Annotated in this window: 23 protein-coding genes; 10 read left to right on the top strand and 13 right to left on the bottom strand. The window is 66.1% G+C overall.

Annotated features, from left to right (window positions below; genetic code table 11):
* Nucleotides 1-35: 35 nt before the first annotated feature.
* Together ctaD and PY310_RS03445 are read right to left on the bottom strand one after the other, a co-directional pair.
* A complete protein-coding gene (gene ctaD / locus PY310_RS03450) occupies nucleotides 36-1,781 on the bottom strand; it encodes an aa3-type cytochrome oxidase subunit I (RefSeq protein WP_275212824.1) in 1,746 nt (581 codons plus the stop codon).
* 122 nt (nucleotides 1,782-1,903) lie between these two features.
* On the bottom strand, nucleotides 1,904-2,638 hold the full coding sequence (locus PY310_RS03445; protein WP_275212765.1) for a FadR/GntR family transcriptional regulator: 735 nt from the start codon (nucleotides 2,636-2,638) through the stop codon (nucleotides 1,904-1,906).
* 190 nt (nucleotides 2,639-2,828) lie between these two features.
* Here PY310_RS03445 and PY310_RS03440 point away from each other — a divergent pair, with 190 nt between their 5' ends.
* Nucleotides 2,829-3,374: a gluconokinase gene (locus tag PY310_RS03440; RefSeq protein WP_275212764.1), complete on the top strand. Its 546-nt coding sequence runs from the start codon at nucleotides 2,829-2,831 to the stop codon at nucleotides 3,372-3,374.
* Between the two features lie 121 nt (nucleotides 3,375-3,495).
* Complete coding sequence (locus tag PY310_RS03435) at nucleotides 3,496-4,899, top strand: GntP family permease (protein WP_275212763.1); 1,404 nt, start codon at nucleotides 3,496-3,498, stop codon at nucleotides 4,897-4,899.
* A 34-nt stretch (nucleotides 4,900-4,933) separates the two neighbouring features.
* Here the strand turns inward: PY310_RS03435 and PY310_RS03430 are convergent, their stop codons facing one another.
* Nucleotides 4,934-6,211 carry a flavin-containing monooxygenase gene (locus tag PY310_RS03430; protein WP_275212762.1) on the bottom strand — a complete coding sequence of 426 codons (1,278 nt, stop codon included), beginning with the start codon at nucleotides 6,209-6,211 and terminating at the stop codon, nucleotides 4,934-4,936.
* 2 nt (nucleotides 6,212-6,213) lie between these two features.
* Nucleotides 6,214-6,642, bottom strand: a complete 429-nt coding sequence (locus tag PY310_RS03425; RefSeq protein ID WP_275212760.1) for a TfoX/Sxy family protein — start codon at nucleotides 6,640-6,642, stop codon at nucleotides 6,214-6,216.
* A gap of 164 nt (nucleotides 6,643-6,806) precedes the next feature.
* On the opposite strand from PY310_RS03425, the gene PY310_RS03420 reads away from it, so the two are divergent.
* On the top strand, nucleotides 6,807-7,628 hold the full coding sequence (locus PY310_RS03420; RefSeq protein ID WP_275212759.1) for an SDR family NAD(P)-dependent oxidoreductase: 822 nt from the start codon (nucleotides 6,807-6,809) through the stop codon (nucleotides 7,626-7,628).
* 126 nt (nucleotides 7,629-7,754) lie between these two features.
* Here the strand turns inward: PY310_RS03420 and PY310_RS03415 are convergent, their stop codons facing one another.
* The gene (locus tag PY310_RS03415; protein WP_275212823.1) at nucleotides 7,755-8,306 is read right to left on the bottom strand and encodes a dihydrofolate reductase family protein; all 552 of its coding nucleotides are present in this window, start codon (nucleotides 8,304-8,306) and stop codon (nucleotides 7,755-7,757) included.
* A 217-nt stretch (nucleotides 8,307-8,523) separates the two neighbouring features.
* Between PY310_RS03415 and PY310_RS03410 the strand changes: the two genes are divergently transcribed.
* A complete protein-coding gene (locus PY310_RS03410; protein ID WP_275212758.1) occupies nucleotides 8,524-9,048 on the top strand; it encodes a hypothetical protein in 525 nt (174 codons plus the stop codon).
* Here PY310_RS03410 and PY310_RS03405 read toward each other — a convergent pair.
* The 3 genes from PY310_RS03405 to PY310_RS03395 all read right to left on the bottom strand — a co-directional run bounded on the left by PY310_RS03405 (nucleotide 9,045) and on the right by PY310_RS03395 (nucleotide 13,906).
* Nucleotides 9,045-11,174: a sensor domain-containing protein gene (locus tag PY310_RS03405; RefSeq protein ID WP_275212756.1), complete on the bottom strand. Its 2,130-nt coding sequence runs from the start codon at nucleotides 11,172-11,174 to the stop codon at nucleotides 9,045-9,047. The genes PY310_RS03410 and PY310_RS03405 overlap by 4 nt on opposite strands.
* Nucleotides 11,175-11,336: 162 nt before the next feature.
* On the bottom strand, nucleotides 11,337-12,728 hold the full coding sequence (locus tag PY310_RS03400; RefSeq protein ID WP_275212755.1) for a UDP-glucose dehydrogenase family protein: 1,392 nt from the start codon (nucleotides 12,726-12,728) through the stop codon (nucleotides 11,337-11,339).
* Nucleotides 12,725-13,906, bottom strand: a complete 1,182-nt coding sequence (locus PY310_RS03395; RefSeq protein ID WP_275212754.1) for a glycosyltransferase family 4 protein — start codon at nucleotides 13,904-13,906, stop codon at nucleotides 12,725-12,727. Before PY310_RS03395 ends, PY310_RS03400 begins: the two co-directional genes overlap by 4 nt.
* A gap of 174 nt (nucleotides 13,907-14,080) precedes the next feature.
* Between PY310_RS03395 and PY310_RS03390 the strand changes: the two genes are divergently transcribed.
* Nucleotides 14,081-14,497 carry a PRC-barrel domain-containing protein gene (locus PY310_RS03390; RefSeq protein ID WP_275212753.1) on the top strand — a complete coding sequence of 139 codons (417 nt, stop codon included), beginning with the start codon at nucleotides 14,081-14,083 and terminating at the stop codon, nucleotides 14,495-14,497.
* Between the two features lie 78 nt (nucleotides 14,498-14,575).
* Here PY310_RS03390 and PY310_RS03385 read toward each other — a convergent pair whose 3' ends face one another.
* Both PY310_RS03385 and PY310_RS03380 read right to left on the bottom strand, forming a co-directional pair.
* Nucleotides 14,576-15,406 carry an HNH endonuclease gene (locus tag PY310_RS03385; RefSeq protein ID WP_275212752.1) on the bottom strand — a complete coding sequence of 277 codons (831 nt, stop codon included), beginning with the start codon at nucleotides 15,404-15,406 and terminating at the stop codon, nucleotides 14,576-14,578.
* A 205-nt stretch (nucleotides 15,407-15,611) separates the two neighbouring features.
* Nucleotides 15,612-16,007, bottom strand: a complete 396-nt coding sequence (locus PY310_RS03380) for a DUF4383 domain-containing protein (RefSeq protein ID WP_275212750.1) — start codon at nucleotides 16,005-16,007, stop codon at nucleotides 15,612-15,614.
* Between the two features lie 205 nt (nucleotides 16,008-16,212).
* Between PY310_RS03380 and PY310_RS03375 the strand changes: the two genes are divergently transcribed.
* Both PY310_RS03375 and PY310_RS03370 read left to right on the top strand, forming a co-directional pair.
* A complete protein-coding gene (locus PY310_RS03375) occupies nucleotides 16,213-17,523 on the top strand; it encodes a cell division protein PerM (protein ID WP_275212749.1) in 1,311 nt (436 codons plus the stop codon).
* Between the two features lie 161 nt (nucleotides 17,524-17,684).
* Nucleotides 17,685-18,179, top strand: a complete 495-nt coding sequence (locus tag PY310_RS03370) for a hypothetical protein (protein WP_275212748.1) — start codon at nucleotides 17,685-17,687, stop codon at nucleotides 18,177-18,179.
* A 14-nt stretch (nucleotides 18,180-18,193) separates the two neighbouring features.
* Here the strand turns inward: PY310_RS03370 and PY310_RS03365 are convergent, their stop codons facing one another.
* Nucleotides 18,194-18,622 (bottom strand): hypothetical protein, encoded by a 429-nt coding sequence (locus PY310_RS03365; protein ID WP_275212747.1) that lies wholly within the window; start codon nucleotides 18,620-18,622, stop codon nucleotides 18,194-18,196.
* Between the two features lie 39 nt (nucleotides 18,623-18,661).
* Between PY310_RS03365 and purN the strand changes: the two genes are divergently transcribed.
* Nucleotides 18,662-19,222, top strand: a complete 561-nt coding sequence (gene purN / locus PY310_RS03360; protein ID WP_275212746.1) for a phosphoribosylglycinamide formyltransferase — start codon at nucleotides 18,662-18,664, stop codon at nucleotides 19,220-19,222.
* Between the two features lie 134 nt (nucleotides 19,223-19,356).
* Nucleotides 19,357-20,289 (top strand): hypothetical protein, encoded by a 933-nt coding sequence (locus tag PY310_RS03355; RefSeq protein WP_275212745.1) that lies wholly within the window; start codon nucleotides 19,357-19,359, stop codon nucleotides 20,287-20,289.
* Nucleotides 20,290-20,356: 67 nt separating this feature from the next.
* On the opposite strand, the gene PY310_RS03350 is transcribed toward PY310_RS03355, so the two are convergent.
* Entirely contained in the window at nucleotides 20,357-21,709 is a 1,353-nt protein-coding gene (locus PY310_RS03350; protein ID WP_275212743.1) for an MFS transporter, read from the bottom strand.
* 197 nt (nucleotides 21,710-21,906) lie between these two features.
* Between PY310_RS03350 and purH the strand changes: the two genes are divergently transcribed.
* Nucleotides 21,907-23,592 (top strand): bifunctional phosphoribosylaminoimidazolecarboxamide formyltransferase/IMP cyclohydrolase, encoded by a 1,686-nt coding sequence (gene purH / locus PY310_RS03345; RefSeq protein ID WP_275212742.1) that lies wholly within the window; start codon nucleotides 21,907-21,909, stop codon nucleotides 23,590-23,592.
* 301 nt (nucleotides 23,593-23,893) lie between these two features.
* Here the strand turns inward: purH and PY310_RS03340 are convergent, their stop codons facing one another.
* Nucleotides 23,894-24,868 carry a trypsin-like serine peptidase gene (locus tag PY310_RS03340; RefSeq protein ID WP_275212740.1) on the bottom strand — a complete coding sequence of 325 codons (975 nt, stop codon included), beginning with the start codon at nucleotides 24,866-24,868 and terminating at the stop codon, nucleotides 23,894-23,896.
* Nucleotides 24,869-25,098 lie beyond the last annotated feature (230 nt).

Below are 25,098 nucleotides of genomic sequence, written 5' to 3'. Positions count from 1 at the left end.
TCCAAGGTCCTGCCGTGGTCACCTGTCGCTTTTGGTCACTGGCCCGGGTCCGGGTTCCTGACATCCCTCTCGCCGATGTCGGCAGCGCCCAGGGCGGCGGCTGCGGGGCCATGCGTGGTTTCGTGCTCGCGGACGCGGAGTTCCGGGTGGTGCAGGTCAAGCGCCGGCCGCTCGGACCGGATCCGCGGCAGGGACGTGAAGTTGTGGCGCGGCGGCGGGCACGAGGTGGCCCACTCCAGCGAAGCCCCGAAGCCCCACGGGTCATCCACTTCCACCTTCTCTGCCCTGCGGGCCGTGATGTAGACGTTCCAGAAGAACGGAATCAGCGAAGCGCCCAGAAGCATCGAGGAAATGGTGGAGAACTGGTTCATCCAGGTGAAGTTGTCCTCCACCAGGTAGTCGGCGTACCGGCGGGGCATGCCCATCACGCCGAGCCAGTGCTGGATGAGGAACGTCCCGTGGAAGCCCAGGAACAGCATCCAGAAGTGGATCTTGCCCAAGCGTTCATTGAGCATCCTGCCCGAGAACTTGGGCCACCAGAAGTAGAACCCCGCGAACATCGCGAAGACCACGGTGCCGAACACCACGTAGTGGAAGTGGGCCACCACAAAATACGTATCCGAGACGTGGAAGTCCAGCGGCGGTGAGGCCAGGATGATGCCGGTCAGACCGCCGAAGAGGAACGTAATGAGGAAGCCGATGCTCCACAGCATCGGGGTTTCAAACGTCAGCGACCCCCGCCACATGGTGCCGATCCAGTTGAAGAACTTCACTCCGGTGGGCACCGCGATCAGCATGGTCATGAACGCGAAGAACGGCAGCAGCACTGAACCGGTGACGTACATGTGGTGCGCCCATACCGTCATGGACAGGGCAGCAATCGAGATCGTGGCGTACACCAGGCCCTTGTAACCGAAGATCGGCTTCCGGCTGAACACCGGGAAGATCTCCGAAACGATGCCGAAGAACGGCAGCGCAATGATGTAGACCTCCGGATGGCCGAAGAACCAGAACAGATGCTGGTACAGAATGGGGCCGCCGTTTTCGGGGTCGTAGATGTGGGCCCCGAACCGTCGGTCAGCTCCCACGGCAAACAGCGCCGCAGCCAGCGGCGGGAAGGCCATGATCACCAGGATGGAGGTGATGAGCGTGTTCCAGCTGAAGATCGGCATCCGCCACATGGTCATGCCGGGCGCACGCATGCAGATGATGGTGGTGATGAAGTTGACGGCGCCGAGGATGGTGCCGAAGCCGGACAGAATCAGGCCGAAGATCCACAGGTCGCCACCCACGCCCGGGCTGAAGGTGGTGTTGTTCAGCGGGGCATAAGCAAACCAGCCGAACGACGCCGCTCCCTGGGGCGTGATGAAGCCCGACATGGCAATGGTGGAGCCGAAAAGGAAGAACCAGAATGCCAGCGCATTCAAACGCGGGAACGCGACGTCCGGGGCCCCGATCTGGAGCGGCATGACGAAGTTCGCGAATCCCGCAAACAAAGGGGTCGCGAACATCAGCAGCATCGCGATCCCGTGCATGGTGAACAACTGGTTGTACTGTTCTTTGGTCTGCAGGATCTGCATGCCCGGCTGGAAGAGCTCAGCACGGATCAGCAGCGCCATGACACCGGCCAGGCAGAAGAATATAAATGACGTGATCAGGTACATGTACCCGATCGTTTTATGGTCGGTGGTGGTGATCCACTTGACCACAATGCTGCCTTTGCGCCGCGGTACCAGCTCAGGGGCGGCTGTCCCTATACGTGAATCCCCGGTGATGGCCATCTTCCACCTCACAGATACGTCTGCTTGGCAATAACGGGCCCCTTGCACAAGCCCCTATCTGCAGGCTACTCAGGAAATAGGGGTGCGGGAAGAGTTTCAGGCAGTCTTCGCCCCGGGGGCGGCTAGGTCAGGCCCATTGCGTTCCGGACCTCATTGAGTATGTGATGGACGGCCGTCTCCGCCATCACCGCATCCCCGCGGGCCACCGCGGCAGCGACATCCTCGTGGGCCTGCAGGGCTTCGGTCCGTGGCTTGAACGGCATCAGCCCCTGCTGCGTTCGGCTGGTCAGCACCTCGGCCACCATCCCATCCAGTGCAGCGAACATTTCGTTGCCGCAGCTGTGGAGCAGCAGGCTGTGGAATGCGATGTCCACGGCCAGGAACGCCTTAAGGTCGCCGGCCTCGCCCAGCCGCCTCAGCTCGGCGCCCAGGGCAACCAGCTTTGCCCGTTCGGCGGCGCTCGCCCGCCGGGCGGCGCCCGCTGCGGCAATGGGTTCGACGGCGATGCGCAGCTCCGTCAGGCTGGTGTACTGGATCTCCCGCCGGTCCGAGGCGAGCCGCCAGCGCACGAGCTTGGGGTCATAGACGTTCCAGAGCGCGCGTTCCTGCACCACGATGCCCACCCGCCGTCGGGAATAGACGAGGTTCATGGATTCTAGGACCTTCATGGTGTCCCGCGCGACGGTCCGGGAAATCCCGTACTGCTGCTGGAGGCCCTCAAGGGTGAGCCTGCTTCCGGGCGGAAGGCTTGCGGACGCGATGGCAATGCCTACCGCTTCCAGCACCCGCTCATGCATGGCGGGGGAGGACCCGCCGCCGTCCGCGGTATCCGCGCCCTGTCCTGTCGCCGTCGACATTGTTCCTGCCTCTCCTGCGCCGGAGCGCTCTCACAGGATACCTAACGTGAAGCTAAAGGTATGACTTGTGACACTCAAAGATATTATCTATGGGTTCAAATGGTGATACCTTATTTCCCGGCGCACTTCGGTGTGCCTGTACAAACGAGCTTTCTTCCCAAGCCAAAGGCGTCTTCTTCGGAGGTTGAACATGCAGTATCAAGCCACGCATCTGGTGGTCATGGGCGTTGCCGGTTCCGGCAAGTCCACCATCGCCGCGGCCCTCTCCCGGCAGCTTGGCTGGGCCTGTGCCGAGGCCGACGAATTCCACCCCCGGTCCAACATCAGCAAGATGACCCAGGGCATCCCCCTGGAGGACGGGGACCGCTGGCCCTGGCTGCAGGAAATTCAGGACTGGATGACTACGCAGGCCGCGGCCGGCACCAGCACCGTGCTCACCTGCTCCGCGCTCAAGCAGACCTACCGGGAACTCCTCTCCGGCGCTGACGGCCGCGTGCTCTTCATCCATCTCGACGGCGGAGCCGAGCTGATCAGCCAGCGCATGCAGGGGCGTGAGGGCCACTTCATGCCACCCACCCTGCTGCCCAGCCAGCTGGCCACCCTGGAACCCCTCACCACCGGCGAGTTGGCTGCCGGCAGCCTCCGCTTGGACATTGCCCTGCCGCCGCAGGAGATCGTCGCCGCAGTCATCGCGGCCCTCGGCGTTCCCGCTAACGCTGCCACCAGCTCTTCCTGAGCCCCGGCTCGCTGAGCCCCGGCTCGCTGAGCCCCGGCTCGCCGAGCCCCGGCTCGCCGAGCCCCGGCTCGCTGAGCCGCCCCGATTTATCCACCCGTAAGTTCCGCTTCAAAGGAGAACCATGGTCATCCAAGGATGGACCCAAACGCTGGGCGCAGGCCCCCTGCTGCTCATCGCCGCGGCAGCGATCGCTGTGCTGCTGGTCCTGATTATCAAGCTGCGAATGCACGCACTCGTGGCCCTGATCGTGATCAGCCTTGCGACGGCGTTCGCCACCGGCATCCCCGCGAACAAGGTGGTGCCTGTGCTGATCGACGGCTTCGGGACCACCCTGGGCACGGTGGCGCTCCTGGTGGGCCTCGGTGCCATGCTCGGCCGCATTGTTGAAACCAGCGGCGGCGCCAAGGTGCTGGCCGATTACCTGATCGGCGTCTTTGGCGAGAAGCGGGCCCCGTTTGCCCTCGGCCTGGCCTCCCTGATCTTCGGCTTCCCCATCTTCTTCGACGCCGGCCTGGTGGTCATGCTGCCCGTCGTCTTCGCCGTGGCCCACCGCCTGGGCGGGGGTGTCCTCCGCTACGGCCTGCCGGCGGCCGGCGCGTTCTCCGTCATGCACATCTTCCTGCCGCCGCACCCGGGCCCCGTCTCCGCTGCGGCATTCTTTGACGCCAACATCGGGCTGGTCCTGATTGCCGGCCTGCTCACCGCCATCCCCACCTGGTATGTCACCGCTTACCTGTTTGGCCTGTGGACCGGCAAGAAGCTGGTCCTGCCCGTGCCGGAAATCCTCGGCCACGCCAGCGCCGAGGCCGAGTCCCACCCGCCCCGTTTCCGCACCATCATCGGGCTGCTGCTCCTCCCGCTCGTCCTCATTTTCATCAACACCGGCCTGAACACCCTGGCCTCCTCCGGCGTACTGTCAGATGAGGTCAAGAACGAGCAGTGGTTCCAGGTCCTGCGCACCATCGGCGAAACTCCGGTAGCCCTGCTGATCGCCGTACTGGTGGCTGTGTTCGTGCTCGGCGCCCGCCGCGGCAAGGACGCGGGTGCCATCGAGAAGCTGCTCGAATCCTCGCTGGGCCCGGTCTGCTCCGTCATCCTGATCACCGGTGCCGGCGGCATGTTCGGCGGCGTGCTCCGTGCCTCCGGCATCGGCGCGGCGCTTGCGGGCGTCCTGGGCAACGTGGGCATCCCGCTGATCCTGGCCGGCTTCCTGATCTCCGCCATCCTGCGCATTGCCCAGGGTTCCGCCACGGTGGCGCTGACGACTACCGCAGGGCTCATTGCCCCGGCTGTGGCCGCGGCCGGGCTTACGGGCATGCAGGTCGCCGCCATGGTCATCGCTGTGGCCGCCGGTTCCGTTGTGGTATCCCACGTCAACGACTCGGGCTTCTGGCTGGTGGGCCGCTTCTTCGGGATGGACGTCAAGACCACGCTGAGGACCTGGACGGTCATGGAGACCCTTATCGGCGTCATGGGCTTCGCCATCGCGGCAGTCATCTTCCTCCTCGCCGGGATAGCCGGATAGCCGGATAGCGGGATAGCGGGATAGGGGCCGGACCTCAGCCCGCCGCCCGGCCGCCGGCAATATGTTCTGCAATGAACTCGGCGTCCGGGCCCACCCCGGGCAGGGTGGCCGAAGCATGCCGGGTCAGCCAGGGCAGCCCCACGGCGTACAGCCCGGGGACCTCGGTGACGCCGCGGGTGTGGCGCGGGTAGTCCCACTCATCCAGCACCGGCATGTCCAGGATGCTGTTATCCAGCCGGTAACCCGTGGCCCAGATGATTGAGGTGATGTCCGCGTCGGCCAGATCGAGGCGGGAGCCTGAAGCCGCCGGGAGCCACCCATCCGGCGGCGGGGCCTCAGGCTCAGGCGCGTTGATGCCGGCGGCGGCAATGTAGGCATCTGCCAGTACCTTGAGCCGCTGCCCGAACCCGGCTTCCACCATCGCCAGGCGTTCGGGGAGGTCATCGGTGAAGCGGAGGCCGCCGTCGCCGTCGGCCGTTTCCAAATGCCCGTGCAGCTGCATGCCCCGGCGCCCGAGTTCCCTCAGGTGAATGCTGTGCCCGCCGTCGTTTCCCGAGAGCAGGGGGTTGCAGGCGAAGCGCGCGGCAGGCGACGGGAGGTGGTCCACCATGAGCCCGTTGATGCCGTATTCCGGGCCGTGCAGGCTGACTTCCAGGATCCAATGAAACACGTCCTGGCCGCGGTACCGCCGTGGCGCTTCCGGGCACATCGAAACGGACAAGTGCACCTCGCGGCCGGCGCCCATCAGGTCCTCGGTGATCTGCCCGCCCGACTGCCCCGTTCCCACCACCAGGACGGCGCCGCCGGGAAGCTGCTGCGGATTGCGGTAGTCGTGGCTGTGCAATTGAAGGACCTGCTGCGGGATCTCCCGGGCAGCTGCCGGGATCCGGGGCCTCTGGAAGGCGCCGTTCGCCAGCACCACGTTCCGGGCGGACCACTCGCCCTGGTCAGTTGCCACGGTGAAGCCCGTCCCGTCCCGGGCGACCCGGGTGACCGCGGTTTCCAGACGGACGGGCGCGGCAATCCGTGCCCCGTACTTGCGGAAGAATTCGACGGCGGCGTCCCGGGGGAGGAAACCGTCCGGGTCCTGCCCCTCATAGGGCATGCCGGGAAGGCTGAGCCCGAAGTTGGGCGTGTTCAGGTAAAAGGAATCCCACCGGTCCAGCCACGCCCCGCCCAGCGTGCCGCGCCGCTCCAGGAGCACATGCTCCACGCCGTGGTGCGTCAGCCAGTAACTCAGGGCGAGGCCGGCCTGGCCGGCGCCGATCACGAGGGTGTCCACGTTGCGGGCTGTGCCTGGCTGGGCGGACATGGCTACCTCCTGCCGGCCCTGGATGCCGCGGTTCCGGACGCCGCGGCCTTGGGGGCCTTGGGCGCCTTGGGCGCCTTCGGTGTTTTGGGCGGGAGCGCCGAGACATGGGCGTACGCCTTCTCCGCCCAGGCCCGTGCCCGGGCGTCGTCGCCGTCGCCTTCCGCGTTCCACACGTCCGGCAGCCCGGTGTAGCCGCCCATGGGACGCTCCGGCGGGCCGAACGGCACGGTCCGCTCGGTGCCCTCAAGCTCCTGCCGGTCTGCCTCGGCCAGCTTGACGCCGATGGTGGGGCCGAACAGCCCGGCGAACATGTTGCCGTTGACGAAGGCGCCGAGGTTGCCGAACATCGGCTTGATGGCGACATCCGGGTGCTGCGGCACGATGGACCGGAACCGCTCCTTGTCCTCGTCAGTTGCCTTGGGCATTTCCATGGATGTCCTCTTTCGGTCGCGGAATCTTTTCGAGGATCTGAGTGCAGGATATGCCCGCGGGGACAGCGGGTACAGGGCAAGGGGAACACCGGCCGCCCCGCCGTCGTTGTGCCAGAGGCAGCGTGTTCCACCCAGGCGCCGCACCCCGAACCAAAGGACACCCCTTGACTCCTCGCACCATTGTGATCACCGGCGCCAGCGACGGCATCGGCGCGGCAGCCGCACGGACTCTGGCCGCGGCAGGGGACCGGGTGGTCGTCGTCGGGCGTTCCGCTGAGAAGACGCGCGCACTCGCCAAGGAGCTCAACACGGACTACTTCGTGACCGATTTCGCCGAACTGGCGCAGGTCCGCGAGCTCGCGGCGCAGCTGCGGGACGGCTACGAACGGATCGATGTCCTGGCCAATAACGCCGGCGGCATCAGGGGTAAACACCAGCTCACGGTGGACGGGAACGAATCCACCTTCCAGATCAACCATTTGGCGCCGTTCCTGCTCACCACCGAGCTCATGGACGTCCTGACTGCCAGCCGCGCCAAGGTCATCAACACCTCCAGCGGTGCCAACAACTTCGGCAAAATCGACCTCTTCGACCTCAACGCCGAGCACAGCTACTCCACCAACCGTGCCTACGGCACAGCGAAACTCGCCAACATCCTCTTCACGTCCGAGCTGCACCGGCGCTTCGGTGAGCAGGGAATTACGACGGCGGCGTTCCACCCGGGCGTGGTCCGCACCAACTTCGCGGCGGACTCCACCAGCCCCATGCGGCACGCCTACAAGACGCTCCTGAACCGCTTTATGCTCACCCCGGAGCAAGGCGCTGACACCCTTCTCTGGCTGATCAACGGCACCCCCGGTACCGACTGGGTCTCCGGCGCCTACTACTACAAGCGAGCCCTCGCCAAAGCCAACGCCCAGGCCTACGACGCCGAGCTTGCGCAGGGTTTGTGGGAGGCCAGCGAGGCGCTGGTCCAACCCAAGTAAGTAGCACTAAGTGTCGTTTTGACCCCTCAAAACGACACTTACTGCTACCTAGTTGGGCCGGGGCGGATGCGCGGGCCGGGCACCACCGAGGCCTGGCACCCTCGACGCCGGAACCGGCGGCTGACGTTACTCGCCGAGCAGGCTGTAGGTGCTGACGACTTTGCCCTTGGACGTGCGGTACTGGTCGGTCAGCCTGAGCCGGGTGGTGGGGTCGCCGGCTTCAAACAGGTGCCGGCCGCTTCCAGCCACCACCGGGTGGGTCATCAGGGTCAGCTCATCCAGAAGCCCGGCGAACAGCAGCTGGCGTACCAGGGAGATGCTGCCCATAACGGCGATCTCGCCGCCGTCGCCCTGTTTGAGGTCAGCTACGAAGTCCTCGAGCGGTCCTTGGATCAGGCGGGAATTCTGCCATTCGAGGGGCTCGGTGAGCGTCCGGGAGGCGACGAACTTCTGCACGCCATTAATAAAGTCGGCGAAACCCTGGTCCGCCGCTGCCGTGGGCCAATAGCCTGCCCACTCCTGGTAATTCACCCGTCCCAGCAGGACGGTATCCACGCGTTCCATCACACCGGTGAGGCCTTGGCCAAGATCTTCATCGAAGCTGTTGAACTGCCAAAGATTCGGTTCTGACACCACACCGTCAACGGAGTGGAACAGACCGGACGTGACCTTGCGCATGGGACCTCCAGGGTTTTCGGGGCAGTGCGGGCCGGCGGGGCGCCGGACAACGTCCACGGTATTCTTCAGTCCGCCGATGGGGAAGAGCGTCAACGGTCAGCCACCCACGTTATGTTCATCACCACCGCCTGCGTGTTGCACGAATCCACGGCCCGGCAGGCTCATACTTGTCTCTATGCGGCCTTGCGCTGCGCCCCGGCCAGGCAGGAGGAAGTGCGTGGAAACCCTGAAAAAAATCGTGAGCAACCAGTATTTCCCGGCGGCGGCTGTGCTGACCGCCGTAGTGCTGTTTTGGACCATCGCCATGTTCGGCGGCCTCTCCCTCCTGCACAACAACCAGCCGCCCATGGCCACCCTGACCTGGATGCTGTTTGTCTACGCTGCCGCAGTGCTCACCCCCTTGGCAGGCATCATCGCCGCCGCCAACCTGATCCGCCGCTGGCGCCGCAACCGCCAGTACGCGCAGTACGACTCGGCGGAGTACGAGGCTGAGTTCGAGATGGCGGAGTACGACTCGGCTGAGTCCGAAATGGCCGGGTACGCCACGGCAGAGGACGAGCATCCCGCCGCTGAGGCGCCCCGGCCGGCGGAAGCACCCCAGCATGCACCCGCCGAGGCTCCCGCCCAAGCCACTCCCGAAGCCCCCCAGCAGGCTCAGCAGCGACAGGCTCAGCAGCGACCGGCACCGCACCAGCCTGCCAAGCAGCGGACCCAGCCAAAGCAGCGCAAAAAAGCTGCCTAGGGAAGCCCTGCACGGCTCGACAAGGCGTCCAGGGCCTGGCCTGAAGTCTTCAGGGCCTGTTCGAACCGGCCGGCGGGTTCCGGGTGGGAGAACAGGTAGCCCTGCAGCGAATCACATTCGAGGGCAATGAGGTAGTTCGCCTGCTCCTCGGTTTCGATGCCTTCGGCCGTTACGGTGAGACCCAGGCTGTGGGCCATGTTGATCATGGAGCTGAGAATGGGCAGGCGCTCATTGCCGGTGTGCACCATGGAGACAAAGGTCCGGTCGATTTTGAGGATGTCCACCGGGAGCTCCTGCAGCCGTCCCAACGAGGAATAGCCCGTGCCGAAATCGTCCAACGCCACGCGGGCTCCGGCGGCCCGGAGCTGGCTGAGCTGCTTGATGACGTTGCAGTCGGCGTCGAAGAACACACTTTCGGTGACCTCAAGGACCAGCTGGTAGGGTCCCACACCGTATTTCTCCGCGAGCTGCAGCACCTGTTCCGCAAAGTCAGGTTCCTGGAGCTGGACTCCGGAAACATTTATGGACAACGACCGTGACAGGTCCGCGCCAAGCCACGTCGCCAGGTGTTTCAGGCTTTGCCCCATCACTTCGGCGCCGATTTCGTTGATGAGCCCGCTGCGTTCGGCAAGGGGAATGAAGAGTCCGGGCGGGACGCGCTGATCCCCGCGATCCCAACGTGCCAGCGCTTCGAACGTCACCACCTGGCCCATACGCGGCGACACGATGGGCTGGAACTCCACGGAGATTTCACTGCGGGCTACGGAGACCTGGAGGCCGGCCTCAAGGTCAGTCCGCCTGACCAGGGCGGTCATCATGTCCGGATGGAACCGCAGGAAGCGGTTCTTGCCCGCTGCCTTGGCCGCGTACATGGCAATATCGGCCTCGCGCAGGAGTTCCGAAGCGCCCAGGGCGGCCCTGCCTATCGAAGCGAGTCCCAGGCTCAAGCTGGGACGCAGCACGGTGCCCTCGATGGTGAAGGGCACGTGCAGGCAGCGGACAATGCATTCGGCAATAGCCTCCGCATTGGGGCAGGCCGTCAGGAGGACCACAAACTCGTCGCCGCCCAGCCTGGCCACCACATCCGCGGTGGGCACGCAGCCTCGAAGCCTCCGGGCGACCTCCACCAGCATGACGTCCCCGGCGTGGTGGCCAAGAATGTCGTTGACCTCCTTGAAGTCGTCAAGGTCAATCAGGAAGACATCCACGGACTTGAGCCGCGGCTCCTTCAGGGCGGCGAGCAGTTCATTGTTGAAGACCGCCTGGTTCGCCAGTCCGGTCAGCGGGTCGGTGAAGGCCATGGCCCTCAACTGCTCCGCCTGGGAGGCGAGATCCTGGAGGGCCTGCTGCGCCTGTTCCTGGGCTCTTTGGGCCAGCTCCTGGGCCTGCCGGCGCGGGGTGACATCCCGGAAGCTCCAGACCCGGCCCACAACTTTGCTGCCCACCCGCTGCGGGCGCGAATACCGTTCAAAGGTCCGGCCGTCCAGGAAGTCCACCACGTCGTGGCTTTCGGCCGTGGGATCCTGCGTCAGTTCGGACACCCGGGCTACGAAGTCCTCCGGATCCTTGACTTGGGACAGGATCACTTGCATGGCCGCCTGGTCAGAATCGGCCTCGACATATTCCTGCGGTATGGCCCACATCTTCAGGAACTGCTCATTGAGCCCGGCAATCCTGCCCTCGGCACTGATCACGAGGATCCCGTCAGCCGTGGATTCCAGCGTCGCCGTCAACAGGGACATTGCTTCCCGCAACTCGGCATCGGCGCCCTTCCGGTGTGAGGTGCTGCGGAAAGAAAGCAGCAGCAGTTGCCGGCCGCCGTCGTCCAGCAGTGAGCCTGCCATTTCGGCGGCCAGGTCCGTGCCGTCACGGTGCAGCATGCGCACCTCACGCGGCGGCGTCGGTTGGCTGGGAGCTGCCCGCAGGTCTTCGCGCAGTTGGCGGGCCGCCGTCCGGAACGGTTCGCACAGCAGCAGCGAGTGGTCGCTGCCGAGCAGCTTTTCGCGCGGGTACCCGAACAGCCTGCTGGACGCGGTGTTCGCGATCCGGATGATGCCGTCCGGATCCAGTGCCAGAAGGGCGTCCGGGCTGGCGTCCAGGAGCACGCCAAACGTCCGTTCCGCCAAAACCTTGTTCTGCCGCCTGGTTCCCCCTATGCGCAACCACCCCCACGCACATCATAAAGTGCGCGTGGGAGTCCCGTGACAAAAATGCGTGACTTTTGCGGGCCGGGGGAAGCTCCGGCCCGCGAATCTTCGCCGTACCGGCCGGCGGCGGCCCGGACAGCGCTACGATTGGCGCATCCCGGCGAGGCCGTCCTCGGCCGTCTGGACGGCCTCGCCGGAGTTGGTGCCCAGCCCGCGGACCATCCACCCCTCGGCCCGCCAGGCCGCAGCATCCAGGACGTTCCGCCCGTCCAGGACCACCCGGCGTCGGACGAGTCCGCCTGCAAGAGCGGGGGACAGACGGCGGTACTCATCCCACTCGGTCAGCAGCAGCACCAGTTCGGCACCCTCCAACGCCCGGGCAGTGGAGGATTCAAACCGCAGCTGCGGATAGCGCAGCCATGCGTTGTTCACGGCCTTCGGATCCGTCACGGTCACATGCGCTCCGGCAGCTGCCAGCCGGGTGGCGACATCCAACGCGGGGGAGTCACGGATGTCGTCTGTTTCCGGTTTGAAGGCGGCGCCGAGGATGGTGACGGCGCGCCCCGAAAGCTCCCCGCCGCACAGGCCGGCTGCGAGGTCCACGGTCCGGGTCCGCTGGCGGACGTTGATCGCGTCCACCACACCCATCCAGTCGTTGACCGGGGCCACCCCCAGGGCGGCGGCCTGGCTGCTGAGGCTGCGGATGTCCTTGGGCAGGCACCCGCCGCCGAAGCCCAGCCCCGCATGCAGGTAGCGGCTGCCGATCCGGGGGTCCATGCCCATGGCCTCGCTGAGTTCGGCCACATCCGCCCCGGACGCGTCGCACAGTTCGGCGATGGCGTTGATGAAGCTGACCTTCGTGGCCAGATAGGCGTTGGCTGCCGACTTGATCAGCTCGGCCGTGGCGAAGTTGCACACCAGGCGGGGAATACCGGCATTCAGCAGGGGCTCGTAGACGGCGTCCAAGGCAGCTGTCACCCCGCGCGGCGCACCGGTCCCGGGGTTGAAGGCCGCCGCCTTGCCGCCCGACACGCCGTACACCAGCCGGTCCGGCACCAGCGTGTCCTTCACCGCGGTGCCCTGGCGCAGGAACTCCGGGTTCCAACCCAGCTGCACGTCCGGCCGCCCGGCCAGGACGTCACTGAGCATGTCCACGGTGCCCACGGGCACCGTTGATTTACCGACGACGACGGCGCCCCCCGCCAGGTGCGGGAGCAGCGCCTCGGTGGCGGCCACCAGAAAGGTGAGGTCGGCGCCGTCGGACGTTTTGGACTGCGGCGTCCCGACGCACAGGAAGTGCACCTGGGCGCCGGCCGCGGCGCCGAAGTCCGTGGAGAACGTCAGCCGCCCGGTGGCCGTTCCGTCGCGGAGCAGCTCGTCCAGACCGGGTTCGAAGAAGGGCGCCACGCCACGGCCCAGCTGGTTCACCTTGGCGGCGTCCACATCAATGCCCACCACCGTGTGGCCCATGGAGGCGAGCGTGGCGGCGTGCACGGCGCCGAGGTAGCCGCAGCCGATCACGGATATTTTCACAGGGACACTCCTCGTTTGGACTCGGCCGACCGGATGACCGGATGGCTCGCGATAGCTTCGTGGTACTGCTCCTCAAGCCGGGCGCACAGCGCCGGCCACGTCCGGTCCTGGACCGAGGCGTGCGCCGCCGCGGCGAAGGCGCGGCGCTTGGCGTCGTCGCCCATGAGGTCCAGCACGCGGGCCCGGAAACCGGCCAGGTCCCCGGGCTGGTACAGCCAGCCGGTGCGGGAGTTTTCCACCAGGTCCAGGGGCCCGCCGCGGCCGGTGGCCACCACGGGAACGCCCGAGGCCATGGCCTCCTGGATGGTCTGGCAGAACGTCTCAAACTCGCCGGGATGGACAAAGAGATCGAACGAGGCGACGGCCCTCGCGAGCTCCTCGCCGCCGAGGAACCCGGTGAAATGGGCGCCCGGCAGTGCTTCCTGCAGGGCGGCCCGCTGCGGACCGTCACCCACGATCACCAGTCTGGAGTTCGGGATTTCGGCGAGTGCCGCGAGGTCCTCCACCTGCTTTTCGATGGCCAGCCGGCCGACGTAGCCGATGATCCGCTCACCGCCGGGCGCCACGGCTGCCCGCCACCCGGCGTCGCGCTTTTCCGGCGAAAACCGCGCGGTATCCACGCCGCGCCGCCACATGCCCACCCGCGGGATCCCACGGCCGCGCAACTGATTCAGCGCGAACGTGGACGGCACCAGGGTCCGGGTGGCCAGCAGGTGGATGTTCTCCACCCGGTTCCACGCCCAGTTCTCCAGGAACGGCACGCCATACCGGGCCGCATAGCTGGGCACCTCGGTCTGGTAGATGGCGACGGTGGGGATCCGCAACTGATGCGCCGCCTGCACTGCCCGCCAGCCGAGGATGAACGGCGAGGCAAGGTGGACCAGGTCCGGTGCGTAGTCGGCAAGGATTCGCTTGACCCGGTACACACCGCCCATCGCCACTCTGACGTTCGTATAGCCCGCCAGCGGAACCGCGGGAACCCGGAGCACCTTCGCGCCGTGAACCACCTCGGCCGGGCCTACATACTCGGCCAGGGCGTCGGCGACCGGATGGGTGGAGGGGGCGATGACCAGGACGTCGTGACCCTGACCCTCCAGATGCTCAAGCACCCGCAGGATGGAGTGGGTCACCCCGTTCATCAATGGCAGGAATGATTCGGCAACAATTGCGATCCTCACCCCTCCACGGTGCGCCCGCCGCCTGACGCGGCGGGGTCACGCTGGTTGAGCCGAGGGAAAGGTTGGGTGAACACGGCGAGGAACGATTCGGGGAAATGCATCAGCGCTTCCGTTTAGGTAATCGGCCTGCTTACGGTAGAAGCGCAGCTGTACCTGAACCTCAAAGGAGACGTCATGCTTACGAGGGAAGACATTGAAGGGCTGCTCAGCAAGGGCGGCAACGTTGCGGGGTCCGACGGCGGCAAGATCGGCGGGATCGGCCAGCTCTACTCCGATGACGACACGGGTGAGCCCACCTGGGTGACAGTCAAGACCGGACTCTTCGGCACCTCGCAGTCCTTTGTCCCGGTGGAAGGGGCCAGAATCGACGGCGCCGACCTTGTGGTGCCCTACACCAGGGACCAGGTCAAGGACGCTCCGCGGGGGGACACGGACGGACGCCTCGACCCCGCGGAGGAAGCCCGCCTGTACACGCACTACGAGAAGGGTGTCCGGACCTATTCCGAGGCACGGACGGACACCGGAGAGGCCCGCGGCAGGCTGCGGAAGTACCGCGCCGGAGCTGGCGGCACCGAGGACCCGCGCCGGTAAGCAGCCCGCGCCTAAGCACCATCGGACGACGCCGTGAGCTGCTTTGGGGCTCCCGGACCCCCTCCTGCAATATGCCGCTTAGCCCGGGCCGAGAATTTCCCGGGCTATGCGCTGTGCTTCGAGTTCTTCCGGTGACGCCGTTTCGCCGCGGAGGTATCCGGCGTTGGCGATGGCCTGGCGGAGTTCCACCTCGGTCCTCGCAGCGTTCACCCCGCGGTGGGCCATCGCATGGCAGTTGGCGCACAGCGGGACCAGATCCGTGAGCGGGTCCAGCTGGTAGGTGCTGCCAAGCTGCGAGTCCGGCACCGTATGGTGGACGTCGATGAAGTCTGCGCCGATCTCCCCGTACGCCACTTCGAAGGAGAACCCGCAGGCCGCGCAACTGGTCCCGCGCTGGGCGATGCAGGCCCGCCGCGCCTCGGGGTCGCGTTCGTACCGGTTTGCCGGGACGTGGACCACGGCGTTCCCCGGGTAGGTGCCGGGTGCCGGCAGGGTGGGGTCCGGTCCCTGGCCCGGTCCGACGCGGGCCCACAGGTCCCGGAGATGGAGCTCCTCACCCGGGCCAAGCTCCACGCTTGCGCCGCCGGCGTTCTCACCGAGGCGCTGCCACGGGGCGCCCGGCAACGCGCCAGTAAGAACGTCAGCGGGAACGTGGTCCCCGAGGGGCAGGAGCGCGTCGAACGCCACGAGCGGCTGCCCGGCGCCTGTGCCCGCCACCACGCCGTGACCCAGCAGGCCGGGACCGTGAGTTCCCTGCAGGACCAGCCAGACGTCAGTACCCGCAGGGATCTCCTGGCCCGCCTGCCACGGCTCGACGTGCAACCCGGAGGCGGCCACCCGGTCAACGGCGGCCGCATAGTTCCAGCGGTCCCAGCTTGCAGGGTCCCAGCCGAGGATGATGGCGCTCATGCCTCATTCTTGCATCGAGGATTTCCCGGTCCGGCACGCAGGCCCCCTCCGCGGCGATGGCGGCTCCGGCGCGGACCGTGGCATAAGGAAGCCGGTGCAGCTGTTCGCGGGACCGCGCCAACTGCACCGGCGAGTAGGACGAATATTCAGAATTTACGGATCATTCCTCATGCGCGGCTCCCATGTCCCGGCTTGTCTTTCCGGGCTACGCCCTGTCCCCGGCCCTGGTGCGGGTCAGCAGCCAGCCGCAAACGATCATCGCTACGCCCAGCACCAGGTGGGTCCAGTTGTCCGTCATGTTCAGCGACAGGAAATTGGCCGCCGACCCTACACCGACACTGAGTCCAAAAATGCTGAGGATGATGTACAGCGCACCTGCGCCCATCAGGAAATTGCGTGCGCCGTGTTCGGTCCGGGACATCGCCCAGCCCGTTGCGCCGATGGCCATCTGCACAACGTTCAGCAACATGGACACCTGAAACACACCAAGGAACATGGCATGGGAATCAGGCCCAAGGAACATCAATTCGCTGTACCGGGTGGTGACGCCGGGGACAAAGCCCAGGATACCCACTGCCAACATGAGAATACCTACACCCATGCCCGCATTCTGGACGTCTGCGCGTCCGAAATGTACACCGTGGGCATGTGGGGATGCGGTAGTCATTTTCTGCCTCCAACCACTGATTGCGGACAATCCAATTTTACGGCGGAGCTGTGGAAAAAGCGCCGAAATCGGCTCCGATGCGGCTGCGGCGCCTGTCGCAGACCGGCTGGCGGGTCCGGCCGTGACACCATGGGAAACGATGAAACTGCGCGCTGATCAGACCGGAGACCGTGGCCTTCCCATGCCCTTATGGCTGCAGGGCGCCCTCGAAACGGCGCAGGCGGCCATCATCTCGGCGCTCCTGGTCCTGGTGCCCATCGTTGCCGTCTGGGCGACCGGAGGTTTTCAGAACACCGCGTTCGACGCGTTGGCCCGGCTTGCCGGCCAGGCGTGGCTGCTGATCCACGGCGTTCCGCTGGAACTGGCCGACGTCGGAACCGGCGCGGCGCGCAGCGCAAACTCGGGCCTGCTCACCCTCATTCCGCTCGGGCTCACCCTCATCCCCTTCCTGCTCGCCTGGCGGGCCGGGCGGCGGCTGGCCCGCGCCTCGTACACGGACCAGCTGTGGCAGGCGTTGCTTGGCTCCTGGCTGGTCTACTCGGCCTTCGGCGCGGCTACCGGCTTTGTGTGCCGCACGCCGGACGTCGTCATCAACATCTGGCACGCCATGCTGATCCCGCTGATCCCGTTCGCCCTGGGCATGGTCATCGGAGCGCGCCGCGAAGCCGGGTCGTGGAGCCGGCTGATCGGCGTCGATGCCGTGGACTGGATCTCCCGCACCAGCCAGCATTCGCGCTGGGCCGGGTCCTACCTCGGGTCAGCCGCCAAAGCCGGCTTCCTGGCGCTGGTGTCCGCGCTGACGCTCGCGTGCGTGCTCCTGGCTGTTGACCTCGTCATCCATTGGAACCTGGTGCTGACCGTTTATGAAGGGCTCGACGCCGGCGCGGTAGGGGGTGCGGCGCTCACCATTGCGCAACTCGGCTACCTGCCCAACCTCGCGGTCTTTGCCCTGGCCTGGATCAGCGGCTCCGGTTTCGCCATGGGCGTCGGCTCGCAGGTGGGGCCGCTGGGCACCGCCACCGGGCCCCTGCCCGCCATCCCGGTCTTCGCCGCGATCCCGTCCGGGCCGCTGGACTACGGCTTTGTGGCCCTGGTGGTCCCGGTGCTGGCCGGGGTCCTGGCCGGCTGGTGGTTCCTCCGTGAAGGCGAAAACCACTTTGATGAATGGCTGTCCATCAAAGTGCACGCCCGCTGGTTCACTGCCACTGCCTCCACCTTGGCCCTCGGCGTCCTGATCGGCGCCGTTGCAGGACTGCTGGCGGCCGCACTGGCCTGGCTGGCCGGCGGCTCCGCGGGGCTGGGACGCCTCACCGACATCGGTCCCGACCCCTGGTGGCTGGGACTCTGGCTGGCCGCTGAAGTGGGGATCGGCGTCGTCATCGGTTACGCGGCCGGTCCATGGCTGGAACGCCAGCAACAGGTCGACGCGGACGCGGAGCTGGTCTCCTAGCTTTAGCTGGCGCGTGTAGCCCGCGGACGGCCGGTCCGGTGTCACCCTTGCCGTTCGCTTCTGCGGCACAAATCATTCCGGCACCATCCGGTTTGGCCGGGTGGTTTGGGGCTAGTGTTGCTGGGGTCGGCACCTGCCGCGAATACCCTCAGGGAGGGTGCATGAACTCCACCACATCCGGTTCGAACCAGTCCAGCTCCGAGCAGTTCGGGCAGCACCTAGCCAGCATCGGGGGTTCAGAGGCTGACCTCGGCGGATCCGCCTACACGGTCACCGATGACGACACCGTCCAGAGCGTGGCCTCGGGCCTGCGGATCGAACAACAGCAGCAGGGCACCCCCGTGAGCACGCCAGCCATTCTGCACGCATCCGCGGAGGTCCTGATCAGCAGGCGCGATGAAGGCGACCCCGAAAGCCACGCCGGAACGTCCCACGCAGGGGAGTACCAGTTGGACATCCACCTCAGCGGGGATCGCAGCACTCGGGAATCCATCCCTCAAAAGGACCTCGAGCAGGCCCGGATCTGGGCGAAAGGGCGGATCGAGGCTGAGGGCGCGGACTTCGGTGCCATCTACTTCCCTACCGGGGGAGGCCTCGAACCCGGCACCGGAGCGCTTGAATGCCGTTACGACCGGGCGGTGGGCTGGTACCGGTAGGTGGGCTGGTACCGCTAGCGGAGGCCGGGCAGTGACTGCTCCAGCTGGACACGGCAATTGGACATTGCCTGGTCCGTCAGGGCTTCCCGCTGGCAGGCCTGGAACTCCCGGACCTGGCTGAAGAACACTGCTGAGGCCAGGATGACCAGCAGCATGATGAGCGAAACCACCAGGCCCGCGATGGTGCCGAACAGGACCAGCCGGGACTCCTTCAGCTTTGCCGACCGGACCAGCAGCATGATGCCCAGGACAAAGCTGGCCGCCGTCAGGATGCCGGTGAGCCAGAGGTAGCTGACGTCCAGCTGGTAGACGAAAAAGGCGCCGAGCACGGTGAGAATGAAGATCCGGAACAGGTTGCGGGTCTTGCTGAGCGAGGTCTTCGCGGCCTCGCTGAGCTGCGGTTTAGTCCGCTGCTGGCCAGCTGGTTCCGGGGGAGTAGTCATGGTTTCCAGCCTACGCGAGCCTGCCCATAAGCTAGACCCATGCGCATCGTAGTCCTCGTTTCCGGTACCGGCTCCAACCTCCAGGCCGTCATTGACGCCGTGAAGTCAGGGGAGCTGGACGTGGAAATCGCGGCGGTGGGTGCCGACCGTGAGGGGACCTACGGGGTGGAGCGTTCGTCCGAGGCCGGGCTGGAAACCTTTGTGGTCAACTTCAATTCGTTCCCAACCCGCGACGAATGGGATGCCGCCCTGACGGCGAAGGTGGCTTCCTACGCCCCGGATGTGGTGGTCTCCTCCGGCTTCATGCGGATTGTCAGCGCCGACTTCATCGATGCCTTTGACGGCAAGTACCTCAATACCCACCCCGCGCTGCTGCCGGCGTTCCCCGGTGCCCACGGCGTCCGCGACGCCATGGCCTACGGCGTGAAGGTGACCGGCTGCACGGTGCACTGGGCCGACGCCGGCGTGGATACGGGCCCCATCATCGCCCAGGAAGCCGTCGCCATTGAGCCGGGGGACACCGAGGACACCCTGCACGAGCGGATCAAGGTGGTGGAGCGCCGCCTCCTGGTGTCCACCCTGGCAGCCCTCGCCGCCTAACCCCTCCCAAGTAGGTAGCGCTATCTGTCATTTTGAGGGGTCTAAACGACAGATAGCGCTACCTACTTGGGTTGACGGAGGGGAGCCTGTGGATAACTTCAGCGGCCTTCTCGCGGGCCTGCCACCATGGGCAGATGAAGGTCCCCAGCGAACTGCCCCAGCCGTTGTCCTCCCTTCCGTTCACACTGAAAGAAGCGGCCGACGCCGGGATCACCCAACGTAGGTTGCGTCACCAGGGCTTGGGGCGCCCCAGCCGCGGCGTCCGGGTGCCGGAGGTGGAGGACTGCCCTCTTGACCGCAGCATTCGCCCCTACACCCTGGTTACGGAGTCAGCCGCGGCTTCCCATGCGTCGGCGTTCCTGTTGTGGGAGTTCCCGGGCTTCCTCCCGGGAAGCGATGAGCAGCTGATTCATATCTCCCGGCCCGATTCGGTGGCCATCATGCGCCGTCCGGGAGTGAAGGGTCACCGGGGCCAGTTCTTCGACGACGAAATCGTTAATTTCAACGGCCTGCTGGTCACCTCGCGCGCCCGAACGTGGCTGGACTGCGCCCGGAAAATGAGCATTGATGAGATAACTGTCGTAGCGGATCACCTGTTGAGGATTCCTCGGCCGGACTTCGAAGGGAGGGCTGAACCCTTCGCGACCAAGGAAGACCTTGAGGATATGCTCGACCGGCACAAGGGGACCCCTGGGATTCAAAAGGCCCGCCTTGCCCTCGAACAGGCCAGAGTCGGGGCTGATTCCGCCCCGGAAACGAGGCTGCGGCTGGCACTGGAGTACGCGGGATTGCCGGAACCGAAACTGAACATGCGCGCGGACCTGGGAGCCGGCGTCGTACGTCAGCCTGATCTCGCCTATCGGGACCACAAAGTGGCAGTGGAATACGAAGGCGATGGACACTCTGAGGTGGCCCAGATCGTCAGGGACATCGCCCGCGAGGAGGATTTCGCAAGGGCGGGCTGGCTGCCGGTCAGAATCTCCAAACGCCACATGCAGAACGACGCGCGGGCCGCCGTCGCCAAAGTCCGTTCGGCGCTTATGACCCGAGGCTGGTCGCCCAAGTAGGTAGCGCTATCTGCCGTTTTGAGCGTCCATAACGACAGTTGGCGCTACCTAGTTGGGTAAGAGGGGCCTAGTCGAGGCGGCGCAGCTTGGTTTCCGGGGAGAAGAACGCCATCCACAGCACGGCAACCAGGACAAGCCCGCCGGCCAGGGCGAAGGAGGTGGCCAGGCCGAACTCGGGCCAGAAGTAGTTGGCGAAAATGAGTGGCCCAAGGCCGGCACCCAGCCGGGAGAACGTCGAGGCCCAGCCAAACCCCGTGCCGCGCAGCTCCGTGGGGTACAGCTCGGACACATAGGCGTAGAGCACCGGGATGGCCACCTGGACGATGAAGCCGAACACGAGCAGCCAGAAGATCGCCGCCGACGGGATGTCCACCACAAACGCCACGATCACCAGGGTCAGCGCCGAGAGCGGGCCCGTGATGGCCAGAATCCACTTGCGGCCCACGCGCTCCACCAGCAGGGCAGCGACCACCACGCCCAGCAGGCCCACGGCCGACATGGAGGCCGTGGTCACGAAGGCCTTGTACTCCGCGAAACCGGCACCGATCAGGATCCGGGGCATCCACGTCAGGGACAGGTAATAGACCAGCAGGATGCTGAAAAACAGGGCCCACGCGGTGGTGGTGATCTTCCAGTTGAACTGCCAGACCAGGCGCAGCTGATGCCAGGCGCTGCCGGCGGACAGCCGCGGAACGTCCTGCGCATCCGGCAGGCTGTAGGCCCGGGGTTCGGCGCCGGTGGCTGCCACGAGGTCATCAATGACTCGGGCGGCTTCCTCCCGGCGGCCTTTGCGGATCAGGAACAGCGGAGACTCCGGGACGCTGCGCCGGATCCAGAACACCAGCAGCGCCGGCAGCACCATCACCAGCATGGTCAGCCGCCAGTCCCCGAAGATGCCCACCATTGCGGCGGATACAAAGCCCGCCAGGGCCGCGCCCACCGGCCACCAGCCGTCCATCGCGGTGAGGACCTTGCCGCGCTGCTTCCGGGGCGTGAACTCACCCACCAGCGCATAGTCCACGGGAATGCAGCCGCCCAGGCCGAAGCCGGCCATAAAGCGGAACACGCAGAACCAGATGAAGTCCGGGGAGAACGCGCCGAGCACGGTGAACAGCGAGAAGATCAACAGCGTTGCCGTGAACGCCTTCTTCCGCCCGATGGTGTCCGCAATGGTTCCCCACACGAAGGCGCCCAGGGCCATGCCGATCAGGTTGGCTGTGCCCACCCAGGCCACTTCACCGGCCGCGAGTGCCCAGTGGGTGGAGAGCAGCGGGATGAGGATGCCGTTCAGCGTCACGTCCCAGGCGTCGAACATGAATCCGAGGCCGCCGATCACGAAGATCCGGCCCTGGACCTTCCACCGCCACGGCAGTTCCTGGACCACCTGTTCGCCGCTGGGCACAGTGGTGTAAATATTCATCGCAGCCTCCTGCCTAAATCTTAGAGGCACGCGAAGTCGGGATCTGCGTGGCGTCGCTTCGCGCGTCCGGGGTGCAGTCCGGGGCCGCGCGCCGGCCGCCGCAGAACGGAGGCAAGGACAACACGATAAACTGGCCCTACCCCCACCACCCGCGGCCCACCCGCGGCACTGGTCCGCGACATAAGACGGAGACTTTTGTGAGCTTCACGCAGCCTGAACGTGTATCCATCGACCGGGTTCCCATCCGCCGGGCCCTGATCTCGGTCTACGACAAGACCGGTCTGGAGGAGCTCGCCAAAGGACTGCACGCAGCGGGCGTGAAGATTGTGTCCACCGGTTCAACGGCCAAGAAGATCGCCGCGGCCGGCATCCCGGTCCAGGAAGTCGAGGAAGTCACCGGCTCCCCGGAAATGCTGGACGGCCGCGTCAAGACACTGCACCCCCGGGTCCACGGCGGCATCCTGGCCGACCGCCGCGTCCCGGCGCACATGGACACGCTGACCAAGATGGAGATCGAGACCTTCGACCTCGTCGTGGTGAACCTCTACCCCTTCGTGGAGACGGTCAAGTCCGGCGCCGCCCAGGATGACGTGGTGGAGCAGATCGATATCGGCGGTCCCGCCATGGTGCGTTCGGCTGCGAAGAACCACGCCGCCGTCGCCATTGTGGTTGACCCCGGCTTCTACGGCCAGGTGGTCACCGCCGCGGCTGAAGGCGGCTTTGACCTGAAGACCCGACGCCGGCTGGCCGCGAAAGCGTTTGCCCACACCGCCGCGTACGACAACGCGGTGGCCACCTGGACGGCCAGCCAGTTCAAGGATGAGGACGGCGACGGCATCATCGACTGGCCCGCCTATGCCGGGCTGTCCCTGGAACGCTCCGAGGTCCTGCGCTACGGCGAAAACCCCCACCAGCAGGCCGCGCTGTACGTCGATAAGGCTGCTCCGGCCGGCATCGCCCAGGCTGACCAGCTGCACGGCAAGGCCATGAGCTACAACAACTTCGTCGACGCCGACGCCGCCCTGCGCGCCGCGTTCGACTTCACCGAGCCCGCCGTCGCCATCATCAAGCACGCCAACCCCTGCGGTGTGGCCGTTGGGTCGGCCGATGCTGAAGATCCGATCGCCGACGCACATGCCAAGGCCCACGCCTGCGATCCGGTCTCCGCGTTTGGCGGCGTCATCGCCGCCAACAGCACCGTGACGGCCGGCATGGCCCGCACGGTGGCCGGCATCTTCACCGAAGTGGTCATCGCCCCGGCCTTCGAACCCGAAGCGGTCGAAATCCTCGCCAAGAAGAAGAACATCCGCCTGCTGGCCCTCCCCGAGGGCTACGGCCGCTACCCCACGGAATTCCGCCAGGTCTCCGGCGGCATGCTGGTCCAGGCTACTGACAAGGTGGACGCCGACGGCGACAACCCCGCCAACTGGACCCTCGCCGCCGGTGCAGCCGCGGACGAGAAGACGCTCGCGGACCTGGCCTTCGCCTGGACCGCCTGCCGCGCAGCCAAGTCCAACGCCATCCTGCTTGCGGACAACGGCGCAGCCGTCGGCATCGGCATGGGCCAGGTCAACCGGCTGGACTCCTGCCGCCTCGCCGTGGAGCGGGCCAACTCGCTCGGTGTCACGGTGGAGTCCGACGTCGAAGGTGCCGGCGGTGCCTCCAACACCAGCGCTGCCAACGCACCGGAGCGTGCCCGCGGCGCCGTTGCCGCCTCGGACGCGTTCTTCCCGTTCGCCGACGGCCTGCAGATCCTGATCGACGCCGGCGTCCGCGCCGTGGTTCAGCCGGGCGGGTCCGTCCGGGATGAGGAAGTCATCGCCGCGGCCAACGCCGCCGGCATCACCATGTACTTCACGGGTGCCCGCCACTTCTTCCACTGATCCCCACTCGAAGAATGCACTGAAGTAGAACGCCCGACGGCGCCTGTCCCCGATGAGGGGAGAGGCGCCGTCGGGCGTTGGAACTGGAATTCAAGAATGATTCGCGTCCGGGTCCGCGTCGTCGTCCGGCGCCCCCGGGGCAGGGTCCGGGAGGCGAAGCTCCCGGGGCTTTGCCGCCGCCATCCTTTCCGGGGTCCAGTACGCGAGGATTTCTTCGGGCGTCTGGTCCGATTCACTATGGCTGACGGAACCGTCTGTCGGCCGTCCGCCCGGTCGGTCCGGGGCCGGGTCCTGCGACTTTTTAGGCTGCCTGGGCAAGGGTGTACGTATCCTCAATGACTTGGCCCCAGTACGGGCCGTACATCACATTGGCGCTGTTATAGCCGTAGCTGTTGATGGAGTTCTGCAGGCCGCTGGCGAGGAACCAGGGGCCGCCGGAGGAGCCGCCGGTCATGGTGCACGGGATTCCCTGGGTGTTGAATTCAGGATGCGTGGTGTCATCCGTTGCCTTGCCCTTGCAGCTCCAGAGCGTTTCGCCGTTGTAGGGCGCGGAGGCGGGGTAGCCATAGGAGGTGTACTGCACGCCGCGATCGGAATTGAACTCAACGCCGGACCCTCCCACAACGTCGGTGAGACTCTCGCCGTCCGCATTGGGGTTCATGACCGCGAAGCCGGTGTCAAAGGCGATATCCCCCTTCTGCTGCCATTGGGGGGTGGTGTGCAGGCTCTTGGCCGTCCACCGTCCGTAGGGCGCCGCACCATTCTCATAGGCCGGAACAAAGATGAAGTTTTTGGCGAAGGCGCCCGGACCGCTATTGACGCAGTGGCCGGCCGTCGCCACGGTGCTTCCGTTCGCGGACGTGACGGCATTACCGGAGCACACATAGTTGGCCCCGCCCATGGTGAAGAAAACCTTGCCGATGTTGTCCACCGTTGCCGCCTCGCGGGCGAACTTGGGGCTGCTGCTGTTGGTTTTGCCTGCGGTGCTGGGCTTGACCTTGGTGTTCTTGCCCTTGGCAACCGTGTCCGGGGAGGTGGCCACGCGGCCGGGGGCAGCGCCGGCCAGGGCATCGCCGGGAATCGCGGCGCGCATGCGGTCCGCAGTCCAGTATTCCGCGGCGCCGGTGCTGTCCACCTTGGCGCTGGCCACCACGGGGGCTGTCTTATCGCCTGACGCAGCCGGAACGGCGTTCGCGGTTCCGGCCCCCGCCAGCGCCAGCATGGCAGCTGCGGTGAGGCTGAGGAGGCTGGCCGCCAAGGACCTGGTTCGCGTCATGATTGTCCTGTCTGAACGGTGAGAGAGCGGTCTCACTGAGCCCGCCCATGACCAGTAGAACCTACCGATGCAACACGACTTTTGTAAATAGTAAAACCGTCCCCGGTGCCGCGTCAGTCTGGAAAAAGATGAGGCCAGGGGGTACTTTTCTCATATCAATGACTTCTCCGGTCCGGGCAGCGGACTCTGAACGAAGTCGGGGCCCAAATCGTGATCGCTTTCCGGAACTC

This window comes from Pseudarthrobacter naphthalenicus (genome assembly GCF_029076445.1).
In the GTDB taxonomy this organism is placed as follows: domain Bacteria; phylum Actinomycetota; class Actinomycetes; order Actinomycetales; family Micrococcaceae; genus Arthrobacter; species Arthrobacter naphthalenicus.
This window is presented reverse-complemented; position numbering and strand designations above follow the sequence as displayed.

Coding starts and splice junctions, on each gene's coding strand:
- ctaD (WP_275212824.1), bottom strand. CDS start 1,781: ATGGCCATCACCGGGGATTCACGTATAGGGACAGCCGCCCCTGAGCTG.
- PY310_RS03385 (WP_275212752.1), bottom strand. CDS start 15,406: ATGAGCGCCATCATCCTCGGCTGGGACCCTGCAAGCTGGGACCGCTGG.
- PY310_RS03440 (WP_275212764.1), top strand. CDS start 2,829: ATGCAGTATCAAGCCACGCATCTGGTGGTCATGGGCGTTGCCGGTTCC.
- purN (WP_275212746.1), top strand. CDS start 18,662: ATGCGCATCGTAGTCCTCGTTTCCGGTACCGGCTCCAACCTCCAGGCC.
- PY310_RS03365 (WP_275212747.1), bottom strand. CDS start 18,622: ATGACTACTCCCCCGGAACCAGCTGGCCAGCAGCGGACTAAACCGCAG.
- PY310_RS03355 (WP_275212745.1), top strand. CDS start 19,357: ATGAAGGTCCCCAGCGAACTGCCCCAGCCGTTGTCCTCCCTTCCGTTC.
- PY310_RS03350 (WP_275212743.1), bottom strand. CDS start 21,709: ATGAATATTTACACCACTGTGCCCAGCGGCGAACAGGTGGTCCAGGAA.
- PY310_RS03390 (WP_275212753.1), top strand. CDS start 14,081: ATGCTTACGAGGGAAGACATTGAAGGGCTGCTCAGCAAGGGCGGCAAC.
- PY310_RS03445 (WP_275212765.1), bottom strand. CDS start 2,638: ATGTCGACGGCGACAGGACAGGGCGCGGATACCGCGGACGGCGGCGGG.
- PY310_RS03380 (WP_275212750.1), bottom strand. CDS start 16,007: ATGGGTGTAGGTATTCTCATGTTGGCAGTGGGTATCCTGGGCTTTGTC.
- PY310_RS03425 (WP_275212760.1), bottom strand. CDS start 6,642: ATGGAAATGCCCAAGGCAACTGACGAGGACAAGGAGCGGTTCCGGTCC.
- PY310_RS03415 (WP_275212823.1), bottom strand. CDS start 8,306: ATGCGCAAGGTCACGTCCGGTCTGTTCCACTCCGTTGACGGTGTGGTG.
- PY310_RS03435 (WP_275212763.1), top strand. CDS start 3,496: ATGGTCATCCAAGGATGGACCCAAACGCTGGGCGCAGGCCCCCTGCTG.
- PY310_RS03370 (WP_275212748.1), top strand. CDS start 17,685: ATGAACTCCACCACATCCGGTTCGAACCAGTCCAGCTCCGAGCAGTTC.
- PY310_RS03375 (WP_275212749.1), top strand. CDS start 16,213: ATGAAACTGCGCGCTGATCAGACCGGAGACCGTGGCCTTCCCATGCCC.
- PY310_RS03340 (WP_275212740.1), bottom strand. CDS start 24,868: ATGACGCGAACCAGGTCCTTGGCGGCCAGCCTCCTCAGCCTCACCGCA.
- PY310_RS03430 (WP_275212762.1), bottom strand. CDS start 6,211: ATGTCCGCCCAGCCAGGCACAGCCCGCAACGTGGACACCCTCGTGATC.